14 protein-coding genes and 1 pseudogene are annotated in these 16,368 nt (G+C 35.9%); 4 read left to right on the top strand and 11 right to left on the bottom strand.

The annotated features are described in order from the left end of the window. Positions 1–98 precede the first annotated feature (98 nt). The 5 genes and pseudogenes from OCL94_RS01545 to opp3b form a co-directional block, all read right to left on the bottom strand. Complete coding sequence (locus OCL94_RS01545; RefSeq protein ID WP_262993839.1) at positions 99–1,721, bottom strand: peptide ABC transporter substrate-binding protein; 1,623 nt, start codon at positions 1,719–1,721, stop codon at positions 99–101. Positions 1,722–1,852: 131 nt separating this feature from the next. Continuing rightward, a complete protein-coding gene (locus OCL94_RS01540; RefSeq protein ID WP_262993837.1) occupies positions 1,853–3,016 on the bottom strand; it encodes an ABC transporter ATP-binding protein in 1,164 nt (387 codons plus the stop codon). After that, complete coding sequence (locus OCL94_RS01535; RefSeq protein ID WP_262993835.1) at positions 3,016–4,089, bottom strand: ABC transporter ATP-binding protein; 1,074 nt, start codon at positions 4,087–4,089, stop codon at positions 3,016–3,018. Before OCL94_RS01535 ends, OCL94_RS01540 begins: the two co-directional genes overlap by 1 nt. A gap of 14 nt (positions 4,090–4,103) precedes the next feature. Next, a pseudogene (gene opp3C, locus OCL94_RS01530) lies at positions 4,104–5,084 on the bottom strand (oligopeptide ABC transporter permease); the annotation flags it as partial. A 77-nt stretch (positions 5,085–5,161) separates the two neighbouring features. Then, complete coding sequence (gene opp3b, locus OCL94_RS01525) at positions 5,162–6,088, bottom strand: oligopeptide ABC transporter permease (protein ID WP_262993831.1); 927 nt, start codon at positions 6,086–6,088, stop codon at positions 5,162–5,164. A gap of 364 nt (positions 6,089–6,452) precedes the next feature. Here opp3b and OCL94_RS01520 point away from each other — a divergent pair, with 364 nt between their 5' ends. Beyond that, positions 6,453–6,812 (top strand): DUF3899 domain-containing protein, encoded by a 360-nt coding sequence (locus tag OCL94_RS01520; RefSeq protein ID WP_262993829.1) that lies wholly within the window; start codon positions 6,453–6,455, stop codon positions 6,810–6,812. A 218-nt stretch (positions 6,813–7,030) separates the two neighbouring features. Here OCL94_RS01520 and OCL94_RS01515 read toward each other — a convergent pair whose 3' ends face one another. The 4 genes from OCL94_RS01515 to OCL94_RS01500 form a co-directional block, all read right to left on the bottom strand. After that, positions 7,031–7,924, bottom strand: a complete 894-nt coding sequence (locus tag OCL94_RS01515; RefSeq protein WP_262993827.1) for a nuclease-related domain-containing protein — start codon at positions 7,922–7,924, stop codon at positions 7,031–7,033. Between the two features lie 72 nt (positions 7,925–7,996). Then, positions 7,997–9,232, bottom strand: coding sequence for a beta-ketoacyl-ACP synthase II (gene fabF, locus OCL94_RS01510; RefSeq protein ID WP_262993825.1), 1,236 nt, complete (start codon positions 9,230–9,232; stop codon positions 7,997–7,999). After that, positions 9,233–10,186 (bottom strand): beta-ketoacyl-ACP synthase III, encoded by a 954-nt coding sequence (locus tag OCL94_RS01505; protein ID WP_262993823.1) that lies wholly within the window; start codon positions 10,184–10,186, stop codon positions 9,233–9,235. It lies immediately after the preceding gene. Positions 10,187–10,265: 79 nt separating this feature from the next. Next, complete coding sequence (locus tag OCL94_RS01500) at positions 10,266–11,273, bottom strand: BMP family ABC transporter substrate-binding protein (protein WP_262993821.1); 1,008 nt, start codon at positions 11,271–11,273, stop codon at positions 10,266–10,268. 87 nt (positions 11,274–11,360) lie between these two features. On the opposite strand from OCL94_RS01500, the gene OCL94_RS01495 reads away from it, so the two are divergent. Beyond that, positions 11,361–11,555, top strand: a complete 195-nt coding sequence (locus tag OCL94_RS01495; protein WP_262993819.1) for a YjzD family protein — start codon at positions 11,361–11,363, stop codon at positions 11,553–11,555. Positions 11,556–11,584: 29 nt separating this feature from the next. On the opposite strand, the gene clpB is transcribed toward OCL94_RS01495, so the two are convergent. Further along, positions 11,585–14,167, bottom strand: a complete 2,583-nt coding sequence (clpB, locus tag OCL94_RS01490) for an ATP-dependent chaperone ClpB (protein ID WP_262993817.1) — start codon at positions 14,165–14,167, stop codon at positions 11,585–11,587. A gap of 183 nt (positions 14,168–14,350) precedes the next feature. Between clpB and OCL94_RS01485 the strand changes: the two genes are divergently transcribed. Then, the gene (locus OCL94_RS01485; RefSeq protein WP_262993815.1) at positions 14,351–15,046 is read left to right on the top strand and encodes a Crp/Fnr family transcriptional regulator; all 696 of its coding nucleotides are present in this window, start codon (positions 14,351–14,353) and stop codon (positions 15,044–15,046) included. A 67-nt stretch (positions 15,047–15,113) separates the two neighbouring features. On the opposite strand, the gene OCL94_RS01480 is transcribed toward OCL94_RS01485, so the two are convergent. After that, positions 15,114–15,422: a metal-sulfur cluster assembly factor gene (locus OCL94_RS01480; RefSeq protein WP_262993813.1), complete on the bottom strand. Its 309-nt coding sequence runs from the start codon at positions 15,420–15,422 to the stop codon at positions 15,114–15,116. A 97-nt stretch (positions 15,423–15,519) separates the two neighbouring features. On the opposite strand from OCL94_RS01480, the gene OCL94_RS01475 reads away from it, so the two are divergent. Beyond that, complete coding sequence (locus OCL94_RS01475; RefSeq protein ID WP_262993811.1) at positions 15,520–16,329, top strand: Cof-type HAD-IIB family hydrolase; 810 nt, start codon at positions 15,520–15,522, stop codon at positions 16,327–16,329. Positions 16,330–16,368: the final 39 nt, after the last annotated feature.

Genomic DNA, 16,368 nt, shown 5'->3' with positions numbered 1-16,368 from the left:
GCCGGTAAATTAAGAATACCGGCAATCAATCCCCTCAAAAAATATATCAAAAAACCAGACGGATGAAATCACCCGTCTGGTTTTTGTTAACGATTAAATTATTTCTTTTCGATGTAAACGTTCTTTAATGTAGTGTCTCCACCGAATTTGTGAATCACAAAGTTCTTCACGTATGGTTGTACTAATCGAGCAGTACCTTTTTGGTAGATTGGTGCAAATGGTGCATCAGCTAAAGCCATCTCTTCAGCTTTCGCCATTGATTCCCAACGTTTATTAACGTCATCTAATAATGGACCTTTTGCATCTTTAACAATTTTATCGAACTCGGGGTTAGACCAACCAGTTTGGTTATGTGCACCGTCAGTTACCCATAAATCTAAGAATGTCATTGGGTCTGGATAGTCAGGACCCCAACCACCAAATGATAAATCATAATCCATTTTAGATTCTAATTGTAATTTTTGTTTGAATGGTTGTTGTTTAATTGTAATTTTCACACCTGGTAAATTTTTCTCTAATTGTTCTTTAACATATTCACCAGCTGTTTTTGATTCTTCAGCATCAAACGTTAAATATTCGAATTCGAATTTATCTTTTCCTAAAGCTTTTTTAGCTTTTTCGTAATGTTCTTTCGCTGCTTTTTGATCGTATGTTAATTTCGTTTTTACTAAATCTACGAAATCTTTACCGTCTTTTTTCGCGAAATCCTTCGGTGTATTTGTATCTAATGGTTGAGAACCATTTTTAAGTAACGTATCAACATAAGATTTTTTATCGATAGATTGTGCAATCGCTAAACGCATATCTTTATTTTTAAGCGCTTCGTTCTTTTGGTTCATACGAATGATGTATGTTGATGTTTGTAATTCTGTCTGGAACTTAGGATCTTTTTTGTATTTATCAATTTGTTCTGGTGGTAAACCAACACGGTCTAATTTATTTGTGTTAAATAAGTTTAAAGCCGTATTTTGGTCTTTAATAATTTTGTAGTTAACTTCTTTTAATTTAACCGCTTTTTTATCCCAGTAGTTTTTGTTTGGTGTTAACTGGAATGATTTTTCTGTTTGCCAGTCGTTTAAAACGAATGGACCGTTGTATAATGTGTTTTCTTTAGAAGTACCGTATTTATCCCCTTTTTCTTTAACGAACTTCTCATTTTGTGGTAAGAACACACCGAATGTTAATAATTCTTTAAAGTAAGGTACTTTTGTTTCTAATTGAATTTGTAAAGTTTTATCATCAATTGCTTTAACACCTAATTCTTCAGGTTTCTTTTTACCTGCGTTTACATCAGCTGCATTTTTTAAATCCATCATGATGTAAGCATACTCAGAAGCAGTCTTTGGATCTAAAGTACGTTTCCATGCAAATTCAAAGTCTTTCGCAGTAACAGGGTCACCGTTTGACCATTTCGCATCGTCACGTAATTTAATTGTCCAAGTCTTACCGTCTTTAGACATTTCAGGTTCACCTTTAGCAATAGCAGGAATCGCTTTATCATCTTTATCTAAGCTATATAACCCCTCCATCACCTGGAAGAACACGTTGAATGACACTTGGTCTGTTGCTAATGATGAATCAAGTGTAGGAATATCTGAAACCTCTTGTAAATTTAACACTTGATCATTTTTTCCTCCGCCTGATTTACTACCTGTACAAGCAGCTAGAATACCAGAAAGAGAGATAATGAATACTAAAAATAACGACAAACTTCTCTTCATTTTGTTGCCCCCTTGAATTTAATAATCTTGCCAAAAAGAATTTTCAGAAGATTTGTATTAATTATATTTTAATTCAATTACTTTAGCAATAGTTTTTTAACAATTCAATCTATTTATTTTATGCAAAATTGTTAATAATTATGATTATACTCCGCTTTTAGTATTTCATACTCTTTTGGCGAGCAGTATACAAAGTGATCTGGTGCAACTTCACGTAATTCTAACACGTCATCTGCAGTATACGCATGAACATCCGGATTGTATGTTTTACGGACACGCGTACGCTCTGATTCTGGATCCGGCAGAGGAATTGCTGATAATAATGACTTCGTATATTCATGAAGTGGATTATTATAAATTGCTTCTGCAGGTCCGACTTCAACTAATTTACCGAAATACATCACGCCGATACGGTCAGAAATGTATTTAACCATTGATAAATCATGTGCAATGAATAAGAATGTAATACCGCGTTCTTTTTGTAATCTTTGCATTAAGTTTACAACTTGAGCCTGTATCGAAACGTCAAGCGCTGAAATCGGCTCATCGGCAATAATAAATTCTGGTTCAACAGCTAATGCGCGCGCAATACCGATACGTTGACGTTGCCCACCCGAGAACTCATGTGGATAACGGTTCGCATGTTCTTTCGATAATCCTACTGTTTCAAGCAGTTCATATACACGGTTCGCACGGTCTTGTTTGTTCTTTGCAAGTTTATGAATATCAATACCTTCAGCGACGATATCCATCACTTTTAATCTTGGATTCAGTGAACCATATGGATCCTGGAAGATCATTTGCATACGACGGTTGAACTTTAATAAATCTTTTTTATTTTTAATAGACTGAATATCAGTACCATCAAAAATAACTTGTCCACCTGTTGCGTTATACAATTTAATAAGCGTACGTCCAGTTGTTGATTTACCACAACCAGACTCCCCTACTAAACCTAAAGTTTCTCCACGGAAAATATCAAATGTAACATCATCAATTGCTTTTACTTCATTTTTCTTACCGACGTTAAAGTATTGCTTTAAGTTCTTAACTTCAATTAACTTCGTTTTACCTTCTGCGTATGGCTTTGTTCCTGTAGCCGCAACTTCAGAAGCTGTTAACGTTGTTTTATTAAGTTCTGATGCTGTGTAATGTGAAGCATCTTCTACAATTTCATCCGCACTGACTTGTAACGGACCATCTTCTATTGTATGCTCTTCCTTCTTTGATTCTTTTGTCGCATCGATAACTTTCACGCGTTCGTCAGTATTATTGTGCACTTTTTCATCTTTCATTAGAAACTTACCCCCTCTACACGTTTTGGTTGTGCATAATCACCAGGCATAGGGCGCAGTTTTTGCTTAACCATTTCCGGTGGATCAACTTTTGGCGCTTGTGGATCCATTAACCATGATTTTACGAAATGTGTATCTGAAACCTGGTACCATGGTGGCTCTTGTTCAAAGTCAATTTGTAATGCATAGTCAGAACGACGTGCAAATGCATCACCAACTGGTGGTTTAATTAAATCAGGTGGTGTACCTGGAATTGCTTTTAATTCTGTATCCTGACTCGTATCTAAACTTGGCATAGATGATAATAATCCCCACGTATATGGATGTTTCGGATTGTAGAATATTTCATCAACAGTACCCGTTTCAACAATTTGACCACCATACATTACTGCTACGCGGTCAGCAACGTTTGCTACGACACCCAGGTCATGTGTAATAAAGATAATTGATGTATCAATTTTCTTTTGTAAGTCTTTCATTAACTCTAAAATTTGTGCTTGAATCGTTACGTCAAGTGCCGTTGTCGGCTCATCAGCGATTAAGATTTTCGGGTCACAAGCTAATGCCGTTGCGATAACGATACGTTGACGTTGTCCTCCTGAGAATTGATGAGGATAGTTGTTGAAACGTCCTTCAGGATTTGGAAGACCCACTAAACGTAAAATATCTAACGCGCGCTCTTTCGCTTCTGCTTTTGATAACTTTTGATGTTTAATTAATGGTTCCATAACTTGTTTACCAATCTTCATCGTTGGGTTTAATGAAGTCATTGGATCCTGGAAAATCATTGAAATATCTCTTCCACGCACTTGCTGCATTTCTTTTTCCGATAGCTTTGCTAAATCTTTACCATCGAATAGAATCTCTCCTTCTTTAATACGTGAAGGTGGTGATGGTAATAAACGCATAATTGCTTTCGTTGTTACAGATTTACCTGAACCTGATTCTCCTACGATTGCTAACGTTTCCGCTTTGTCTAAGTGGAAATCAACACCACGAACTGCCTGAACTTCCCCCGCGAGAATATCGAAGGAAACTTTTAGATTCTTTACTTCTAAAATTCTTTCTGCCATTGTTATTTCCTCCTTTATTTACGCATTTTAGGGTCGAATGCATCACGTACACCGTCACCAAATAAATAGAAACATAAAATTAATAAACTTAAAATTGAAGCTGGAATGAACATTTGATATGGATTCATCATGATCATTTTACGGCCATCGTTTACAAGTGATCCTAACGACGCTTGTGGTGCAGGAATACCTAAACCGATAAAGCTTAAGAATGCTTCGAAGAAAATCGCACTTGGAATTGAGAACATTGCCGTAACGATAATTGGACCTAATGTGTTTGGTAAAATATGTTTAAAGATTAAACTCATATTTGAAGCACCTAACGTTCGTGATGCTAATACGAATTCCTGGTTTTTCAACTTTAAGAATTGTCCGCGGACGATACGACTCATCCCAATCCAACCTGTTAAACTCATTGCTAGTACAATTGTTAACATACTTGCATCAAAGATAATTACGAATAAGATCATAATAATTAAGTTTGGAATAGAAGCGATAATTTCTATTATTCTTTGCATCAATGTATCGACCCAGCCACCGAAGAAACCTGAAATTGAACCGTACGTAATACCGATTAAGACGTCTAATAATGCTGCGATAATACCGATTAAGATTGAGACTTGTGTACCTTTCCAGACACGCGTGAATATATCGCGGCCTAAACGGTCTGTACCAAACCAGTAGCTTTCTTTAATGTTTTCCTGTTCATAACGGTTGTAACCATCTTTATCTGCACCAGTGAATGGTAAGAACTTTACATCTTTAATCATTTCAATACGAGGTGGTAAGTTTTCATGTCCTTTAATTTGTTCTCGATACGTGTGACCACTAATCATCGGTCCTACAAGTGACATGATTAAGATTAAGATTAAACCAATTAATCCAACATATGCACCGCGGTTACTTTTTAATTGGATCCATGCATCCTGCCAGAACGTTTTTGATTCTCTTTCAATTTTCTCTTCGAAAATTTCATCACGGTTGGCTAAAGCGAATGCTCCAGGATGTGTTTGTAATTGCTGGTTTAAATCAGCATTGTTATATACTTCTGGATTATTTTCACGGTTTACCATTAATCTTTACCTCCTTGAACACGAATACGTGGATCGATAATGCCGTATAATACATCGACGATAAATAATACTAATATAAATAGGAAACTAATGAATAATGTCAGTGCCATAATAACTGGATAGTCGTTCATTTGAATTGAGCGCACGAACTGATCACCGATACCAGGAATTGCAAAGATTGTTTCAATTGTTAAAGCACCAGTTAAGATGCCTACAGTCATCGGACCAATTAATGTGATAATCGGAATTAATGCATTACGTAATGCATGTCCAAATAATACTTTTGTTGTTGAATTCCCTTTCGCTTTCGCTAAAGTAATATAATCAGAACTTAATACTTCAATCATTTCTGAACGAATATAACGAGCGATTGTTGCGATAACACTCGCTGATAATGCAACAGATGGTAATACAGCATATTCTATACCGTCAAACTCTGCTGCCGGGAATATTTGAAACTTAACAGCTAAGAAATATTGTAATAATACGGCTAATACGAATGATGGTACTGAAATGGCGATTACTGAGAATATCGTCGCTAAGTAATCCACCCATGTATTTTGCTTTAATGCTGCGACAACCCCTAATAAGATTCCGAGCGTAACACCTATAATCATTGCATATAATCCAACTTCTGCAGAAGGACCTAACCTTGGAACAATTAAATCTAATACATCTCTACCAGCATATTTAAATGAAACTCCAAAATCTCCTTGTACAATATTCTTCATATAATTCACATATTGTACTGGAAGCGGATCATTTAAACCGTATTTCTCATTAATTATTACTTTCTGTTCGGCAGAAAGCTTTTCATCATTAAATGGTGAACCAGGCATTAACTTCATTAAGAAGAATGTTGCAGTCGCAATAATAAATAATGTGATGAACATATAGCCTAGTCTTTTCAACGCAAACTTTAGCATACTTTAAAGTCCCCCTTTTGTTTTTTCAAATGCAATATTTTATATTAATAAAGCATTACAATGTCCTCTGGAATTGTCTTTTTAAATTTTCAGAAGATTTAATAATATTATTTTCAGAAGATTTAATAATATTATAATGTTATTAAACTAGATTTAGCAACATATTTTTTATACATAATTTTTAATATTGTGTATATTTTTATTTGCATTATCGCGCTAAAGCAAAAAAATATTTTATATTTATTCGGTATTTTGTATTAAAATATCGAAATCATTATGGGTTGATACTCATTTTTTAATAAAAATAGATATTTATATGTTGTGTTTTTCGATATAATGTAGATTGAAAAGTAGGAGGTTTTGTATGAAGCGTTATTTATTTGTCTTATGTATTGAGGTTGTTATTGCTATAGTAATATCTTTTATTACTGGATTGAATGCATTAAATGTATTTAATCAATTGTTTTTAGTTGCATTATTTTTATTGTGTGTCGGTTTGTTGTTATTTATGTATTCAAATGGCGCATTTAGTATTATGGGACATTCATTTAGAAAGTTTCATTACAGAATGGCACCGAAACGTGTAAAAGAAGCGATGGACGAAGATCCGGCCTTTGATAAAGAACTGCATATTCGTCAGGAACAGTATGTGTGGACATTTCCGATATTGTTTACTTCACTTGCTGTTGTCGTGTTAAGTATAGTGGCGATGTATTTTGTGTAAGTTGGTGGATTTGTATGGGAATGATTGCCGGTATTTTCGATTTACCGGCAATCATTTTCTATTTTCAAGCTATTTTGTGATTTCTTTGCCGGTATTTTCGATTTACCGGCAATCATTTTCTGTTTTCAAGCTATTTTGTGATTTCTTTGCCGGTATTTTCGATTTACCGGCAATCATTTTCTGTTTTCGAGCTATTTTGTGATTTCTTTGCCGGTATTTTATCGTAATGTATAGTATGCATCTTTGAATGTACCATATTTCTTGTAATTTTTCACCAAAAAATCTCGCACACTTCTCTCCGGTACACCACTCCACCTGCAAACATCTTTAGCCGTAATCCTCCCGTTGTTCATTAGATGAATATCATAAGCAATCTGTTGCAGCATCTCAGATTTGAAATACACATGACCGCATTTACAGTGAACATGTTTGAATTTATTCAATACCGTTATGCTGTCAATTTCCCTGCAAACCGGACATCTTGGACCTACCTTTAATTGCTCAAATGGATAATAAAATATCCTTTCAAATTGTTTCGGTTGGTGTAATGATAGTAATTGTTCAGCAATATACAAATCATTCTTATAAGTTGTTTCCTTCTTTAGTTGTTCTATAAATTGTGGTAACTGATGACTAAACCATATCAGTGGATTGCCATCGTAATTACGAATTGAAAACTGGTCATTCATAAATAGAATGCGACTTTCTACTTCATAGTGCCATTCCTGTTGCTTCACAATGCGTTCTAATCGGTCATGTGCTGCGTTTAACTGAGCGAGAACATTCTTGTAATTCCTTCCATTCGCACTAATAAAGTTATCATTTTTATATGTATATTCCCCACTAAAGTTCTTCACATCAAAATGATAAATTTTGCGATTTACAACAATTAAAAAATCATATTGAGACTGACCTTGTGATTCTAACGTAATGTCCCATAACTTGATACCTTCCATAATGTCTTTTAGTTGTGCGTAAAACTGATGCTCACCCGCTTCGCCTCTCTTATAACGATACAAATTGATAGCATCATTATCGTGGAGCATTATTCTACCTTCGACAGCTAACAAATATTGATAATAAGGATTCGGTTCATGGATTTTGATAAACATGTTGTCACCTCACATCCATTATATGAAGTAACATTTGTTAACACAAACAAAAAGAGCGAGAAAATTAATTTCTCACTCACTATATTTCTTTAAAATAAGTACTGCATTATGACCACCAAACCCCAGACTATTCGTCATCGCATAGGTAATGTCCTGCTCAATGCTCTTGTTCGGTACAAAGTTCAAGCCGAAAGCATTTGCATCTACTTGATGAATTGTCGGTGCAATCTTTCCGGTTTGTAATGATAATGCTGTAATGATTGTCTCAATGGCACCAGTAGCACCTAACAAATGACCTGTCATTGATTTTGTTGATGACACGAGTAATTTCTCTGCATGGTCACCAAACGTTGTCTTAATGGCCATCGCTTCAAATTCATCACCAATTGGCGTGCTCGTTCCATGGGCGTTTAAATAATCAATCTGTTCAGCATCAATTCCTGCATCTTTAAGCGCCATCTTCATCGTACGGACGCCACCTTCACCGTTCGGCGCTGGTGCTGTAATATGATGTGCATCGCCGTTATTTCCATATCCAATCACTTCTGCATAAATGTGTGCACCACGTGCTAAAGCGTGTTCTAAGTTCTCTAATACGACTACACCAGCACCTTCACCCATAACGAAGCCATCGCGTCCTTCCTGATATGGACGACATGCTGTTTCCGGATCAGGATTCGTACTTAATGCGCGGTTTGATGTAAAGCCAGCAATACTTAAGCGTGTAATCGGTGCTTCCGTTCCACCAGCGATCATCACATCAGCGTCACCATACTGTATCATACGCATCGCATCACCAATCGAATTTGTACCTGTTGCACATGCGGTAACAGTACATCCGTTTGGCCCTTTTGCACCTAAGTCAATAGATACTTGTCCCGCTGCCATATCAGGTATCAACATTGGCACGAAAAATGGACTTACACGTCTCGGCCCTTTATCTACTAATGCTTGATGTGCATTCTCAAACGATTCAATCCCACCTATACCTGATCCAATCCATACGCCAATGCGGTCACTATTATCATCCGTGATTTCTAATTTAGAATCTTTAAGCGCCTCACGTGCAGCAACAACTGCATATTGTGTAAAGCGATCCATGCGTCGTGCTTCTTTTAACGGCATATGATCTTCAATGTTAAAATCTTTCAACTCACCCGCAACTTTAACGGCTAAATCATCATGCTCAATACGTGTAATTGGCGTAATGCCATTCACACCTTTTATTGCATTATTAAATGTTGTATGTGCATCATTGCCGATTGGGCTTAATGCACCAATTCCAGTTATCACAACTCTATTTTTCATTTACTCATTCTCCTTATCTCCCCAGATTAACGTCATTGCACCATACGTCAGACCGCCGCCGAAACCAACAAGGACAAGCTTTGAACCATTCTTTATTTTACCTAGTTCAATTTCATGGAACAGTGATAATGGAATACTGGCCGCCGACGTATTGCCATAACGATCAACTGTTACACTCATTTTATCACTTGAGATGCCTAGTCGATCTCGTGCTGATTCCATAATACGAATGTTGGCTTGATGCGGAATAAACATATCAATTTCACTTGATTTAAGACCTGCTTTTTCCACTGCTTTTAATGACACTTCACCCATAATACGCACTGCAAATTTAAATACTTCTCGACCATTCATCACAAGTAATCCACTATCTTTATTATCATATAAATATTGCCCACCGGAACCGTCACTTCCCCATTCATGCGAAAGAAAGCCGTAACCTTCAGACACTTCACTGACAATCACTGCCGCAGCACCATCACCGAATAAAATAGCAGTATTTCGATCATTTAAATCTGCAATTTTTGTTAACTTTTCAGCACCTACTACTAAAATATTACTGCAAAGGCCGGTCTTTATAAACTGTTCTGCTGTAATTAAACTATAAATAAAGCCTGTACATGCCGCAAGCTGATCCATTGCTGGTACATTGCGTAAACCTAGCTTGTCCTGTAACATTGTTGCAACCGATGGAAATTTATGATCACCCGTCGCCGTTGCAACAATCACCATATCGATGTCGTCTTTATTAATTTTAGCATTTTTAATGGCATTTTCACACGCGATATATGCTAAGTCACTGACATCCTGATCATCTGCTGCAAAGCGGCGCTCTTTAATGCCTGTCATCTTTGAAATCCATTCATCTGAAGTATCCAGATAACTTTCAAAATGTGCATTCGGTACTACACGTTCAGGTACATATACACCAATTCCTTTGATTCCTACATTCATTTCGCACACCTCTTATATCTACTTTTAGTATCTGGTACTAATTTATCATAAAAAGAAATGAACTTCAACGAGAAGTCCATTATTCTTTATCATTTTTATATTTATATATATCATCTTCTGTTTGTAATGATTTTTTGCCGTTCGGAAGCATACCAGTCGATTTGTACTGTTTAATTAATCTTTCCATTTTTTGCGAGGTTGCTGAATTCACGAGAGGTGAGTAGCCTGATAAGCCGGAAATATTATCTTTCATACCATAGAAATACGTCCCACCCTTTAAACGCCCTTCTGAATAGTCTTTAGCGATTGACTGATACAAATGTGAAATATCCTGAACGGTACTTGCAATAACAAAGTCCCCTAAATAACTTTGATCAGAAATATAACCAATTGCTTTACGGTCATATTCTTTGACTACGTTCATCACTTCACTATTAATACCGTCTGCAGCAGGATAAAATACATCTACTTTCTGTTTTATCATATTTTTCGTGATTAAACTGGCATCTTTATGATACCCCCACGTTTTAACGAACTTTGTTTGAACTTGCGTCTTTTCATTTTCGTAATGTGCACCATCGATATAGCCTTTTACTTCTGGCTGATCTTCAAAAGCAGCAATCACCGCAATCTTATGTGATGCAGATTCGTGGCTCGCTATATAACCCGCAAAGAATCCCATACTGTAAGCTTCCAAATTCAGTGCGGTCACATTTTTATGCTGACTTTGACCGTTTGTAAAGACAAAATGAACGTTAGGGTATTTTTCTGCATATTCGTTAAATATTTTTTCGTAACGTGAACTTTGACCATATATAATTGATACATCACGGTCAATAAGTTGATCCAGGACTACGCGTGTTTGCTGATCGGAATCAATATTTTCCTGTATATAGAAGTTCGTGTCATATTCCTGGACGATATTTAATACCGCTTTATACCCTTCAGTCCCCCATGTCTGATCATGAATTGAATAGGGAAATACAAACCCTACACTATTAATTGTTTTATATGAAGGCAATCGCATATAAACGATAGCACCAAGAATCGTGAGAAAGACAAATAAAAATATTAAAAAATTTTTCATTAGAAATTCCTTTCAATGTCAGGGTATACATTTAACGTACACTCTTTTATAATAATAAATATAACATCTTTCATGGGGGATAAACATATGCAATATATTATGACTTTCGTTTGGGCTTTTATTTTAGTTCAAATGGGTAATTTCGTATTAATGAGTTTAGGTGGCGGACATGACTTAAACTTTCCATTCGCAACAATCATCGGAATCGTCTTTGGTATTTTAGCAATTATTATTGCACATCTTATTCCAAACGAACCAATTCCAACACATGAAGAACACTAAAAAAATCGAGCCGAATTGGCTCGATTTTTTTATGCATTAAACGTTATTCCTGATTCTGTTTTATCCACTTGTATTGTTGTGCCTTCTGGATAATCTTCTTTGATCAATAATCTAGCAAGCGGTGTTTCAATTTCTTTCTGTACAAATCGTTTCAATGGACGTGCACCAAATTGTGGTTCATATGCAGTGTCAGCAATCCACTGTTTAATACCTGTAGTTAATTCAACTTTCACACCACGTGATGCTAATCTCACATTAAGTTCGCGTACAATCTTATCAACGATAAATGTCATATCGTTTCTGCTTAACGGTTTGAATAATACGATATCATCCATACGGTTTAAGATTTCTGGTTTGAAATGTAAATGCAATGCATCCATTACGTTCTTTCTTGCTGTTTCAGTAATTTCATCATTTTCAATACCTTCAAGTAAATATTGTGAACCGATATTACTTGTCATGATGATAATCGTATTTTTAAAGTCGACGACGCGTCCTTTAGAATCCGTTAAACGACCTTCATCCAGTAACTGTAACAATACGTTAAACACATCACTATGTGCTTTCTCAATTTCATCTAATAGAAGCACTGTATATGGGTTACGTCTTACCGCTTCTGTTAATTGTCCGCCTTCTTCGTGACCAATGTAGCCAGGAGGTGCACCTATTAAACGTGATACGGCATGTTTTTCCATATATTCACTCATATCAATACGAACCATATGTTTCTCTGAATCAAATAGCGTATTTGCTAACGTCTTCGCAAGCTCAGTTTTACCCACACCTGTTGGTCCTAAGAATAAGAAACTTCCGATAGGACTGTTCGGGTCTTTAATCCCTGCACGTGCACGGACAACTGCATCAGCAACTAAATCGACCGCTTCATCTTGACCAACAACACGTTCATGAAGAATTTCAGATAGTTTAAGTAATTTTTCTTTTTCAGTTTCAACTAATTTACTTACAGGAATACCTGTCCATTGTGAAACGATATAACCAATTTCCTCTTCCGTTACGACTTCACGAATTAAACGGTCTGTCCCTTTAGTTTCCTGAATTAAGTTGTCTTCAAGTTCTGCTAGTTCTTTTTCGATTTGTGGAATCTTACCGTATTGCAATTCTGATGCTTTACCTAAATCATAATTACTTTGTGCTTCTTCTAATGCTGTACGATATTTATCTAATTCTGCACGTTTCTCCTGAACGACACTGATTTGTGCTTTTTCACGTTCTACACGCGCTTGTAATGTTTGTTGTTTTTCTTTCTCATCGGCTAATTCTCTTTGTAATTCTGTTAATCGACTTTGACTCTTACTGTCTGTTTCATTCTTTAAAGCTTTCTCTTCAATTTCAAGTTGGAGTACGCGTCGGTTTACAGCATCAAGTTCTGTTGGATTAGAACCCATTTCAGTGCGAATCGTTGCACATGCCTGATCCACCAGATCTATCGCTTTATCCGGTAAGAAACGGTCCGTAATGTATCGGTCCGATAATTCAGCTGCAGCAACGAGCGCTGTATCTTGAATTCTTACCCCGTGATGCACTTCATAGCGTTCTTTTAAACCACGTAAGATTGAAATCGTATCTTCTAAATCCGGTTCAGCAACACTCACTTTCTGGAAGCGTCGTTCTAATGCTGAATCTTTCTCAATGTATTGACGGTATTCATTTAATGTCGTTGCACCGATACAATGTAATTCACCACGTGCTAACATTGGCTTTAACATATTCCCTGCATCCATCGCACCATCAGTTTTACCGGCACCGACTAACATATGAATTTCATCGATAAATAAAATGATCTTGCCATCTGAATCTTTCACTTCTTTTAATACTGCTTTTAAACGCTCTTCAAATTCACCACGGAATTTCGCTCCAGCAACGAGTGCTGATAAATCAAGTTCAAAGATTGTCTTATCTAACAATGATTCAGGCACGTCTTTCTTTACGATACGTTGTGCTAACCCTTCTACAATCGCCGTCTTACCGACACCGGGTTCACCAATTAAGATTGGATTATTCTTCGTCTTACGGCTTAATATACGTATCGTATTTCGCACTTCTTCATCACGGCCGATGACTGGATCCATCTTCCCATTTCTTACTTCCTCAACTAAATCGCGTCCATATTTCTTTAATACTTCATATTGTACTTCCGGGTTTTGTGTCGTCACGTGATTTCCCCCTCTTATTTGATTAATAATTTCTTTAATCACATCTGCTTTGTTGCCGACGTAATCAGTTGTTTGCTGATGTGTTTCAATTGCTGCAAGAATTATATGCTCAACGGAAATATACTGATCGTCCATCGACGTCATGATTTGCTCTGCTTTATTTAACAACGTATTTAATCCATTACTGATATATTGACCGTATTTTACATTCCCTTCAACGCGAGGCAGTTTGTGTAATTGTGTGGTTAAAAGTTGTTCATATCCTTTTATATCAATGTTACTTCTTTCGAACACGGTGTGTAACATACTATCACTTTGATTCACAAAGTGTTTCATTAAATTTTCAACTTCGATTGATTGTAACTTTTGTTCTACTGCGTCGTTTTGTGCAAATTCTAGCGCACTTTGAACGTTATAAGTCATCTTTTCGATATTCATCAATATCACCTCTTCATTAGATTCGTCAACACTAGTTTGACCATCTTTGACTATAATCATATTATAGAACCGAATGTGGAAAAATACAACTCATAAACCTCCTGATTCATATTATATTTTCATTTTGAATATTTTATTGTGTGCTATAATAAGGGTAATTATTATAAAACGCAGGTGAGACAAATGGTACAAGCTGAATACCACGAAGCAAGCAGTATAATTAACTACATAACAGAAGAAGGTAAGCTCGAAACATTTGATCAACATCAATATATTTATCAAGCTGAAGACTTAGCGAACGCAATTTATATCATTAAAAGTGGCAATGTTGTGATTCATCGTGTATTAGAAGATGGTAAGGAATTCTCATTGAAACTACTCGGACCAAGAAATATATTTGGTGCAACAACATTATTTTGCGGAACGAGGAAACATTCGTTATTTGCAAAAGCAAAGACGAAAGTATCAGTTTATAAACTTGATATTGAACAATTTGAAAATGCCATCTTAAATGATGACGTCCTCAATTATGAATGGTTGTTATGGATTCAAAATGAAAATGAAAAACAGGAATATAAATTAAGAGATTTATATACGATAGGAAAAAAAGGTGCCGTTTATTCAACTTTAATCCGCTTATCGAATTCATATGGTGTTAAGACTGAGGACGGTATACAACTGACGATTGATATGACGAACAATGAACTTGCTAACTTCGGGGGTACAACACGTGAAGGTGTTAATCGTATCATTAGTGAATTAAAAGCGAATGATATTATTGCAACGAAAGGTAAACGTATTACGATTAAAGATATTGATTATTTAAAGCAACAAATTAATTGCGATAGCTGTCCAGTTAACATTTGTAAAATTGAATAATATCCATTATGGAACACAAAAAAACAGAAATGCCGATAATCGGATTTCTGTTTTTTTTTCATGTTGATTAAGATACACCTAACGCAATCTTCGCGTAGCGGCTCATCATGTCTTTCGACCATACTGGCGTCCAGACGATGTTAACTTCAACATCTTTCACTTCTGGTAATTCACCAAGTGCTGTCTTCACCTGGTCGATGATTTGTGGTCCCATTGGGCAGCCCATTGACGTTAATGTCATGTCAACTGTCACTAAACCGTCGTCATCCATATCCACGTGATATACTAAACCTAAGTTCACAATATCTATACCTAATTCAGGGTCGATTACATTTTCCAGTGCGCCCATCAAACTATCTTTCATTGCTTCATCCATTCATATCACCTCAATCTTTGTTATAATCTTACTATATCAAAAATCATTTTCAATTCAAATAATATATTTCATATACATGATTAAAGGAGACGTTACTTTGGAACAGCATTTAATTTGTTTAGATTTAGATGGTACTTTATTAAATAAACATCAGAAAATTACACCATACACGAAAGAAATCATTCAAAAAGTACAAGCTTTAGGTCATAAATTTATGATTTCAACGGGACGACCTTATCGTGCCAGCCAAGTGTATTATACAGAGCTTGGTCTTGATACACCGATTGTTAATTTCAATGGTGCTTTCGTTCATCATCCGAAAGATATGATGTTTGAAACCTTTCACCAGCCTTTAGATTATCAAGTGGCGCGTGAAATCTTTGAGAAAATCCCACATTTAAATATTCAAAATATCGTTGCAGAAGTAAAAGATAACGTCTATTTACACTACCATGATGAATATTTATTTGAAGGATTCAGTATGGGGAATCCATTGATTGAAGTTGGGAATTTACTCGACAGTATTAAAGAACCCCCAACTTCTATATTAATTCAGGCCGAAGAAAGGGAAATTCCTGGTATTTATGAGCATCTGGATAATGTTTATGCAGAACATTTAGAACATCGTCGCTGGGGCGCACCATTCCCGGTAATAGAAATCGTAAAGAAAGGGATTAATAAAGCTGTCGGCGTCCAAATTGCATTAGATTATTTAAACATCAAACGAGAACATACGATTGCGTTTGGTGATGAAGATAATGATCATGAAATGATTGAATTTGTAGGTACTGGTGTTGCGATGGGTAACGCGATTGATGCGTTAAAAGACGTTGCAGATGATGTTACGGATACGAATAATGAAGACGGTATCGGTAAATATTTAGCACGCTATTTTAATATAGCGTAATAATCGTTGATTAAAGTATTGAAAACAAACAGAAACGAG

The sequence above is a fragment of the Macrococcus capreoli genome (assembly GCF_025628935.1).
GTDB classification, from domain to species: domain Bacteria; phylum Bacillota; class Bacilli; order Staphylococcales; family Staphylococcaceae; genus Macrococcoides; species Macrococcoides capreoli.
The sequence above is the reverse complement of the archived record's forward strand: the minus strand, read 5'-3'. Positions and strand labels throughout refer to the sequence as shown.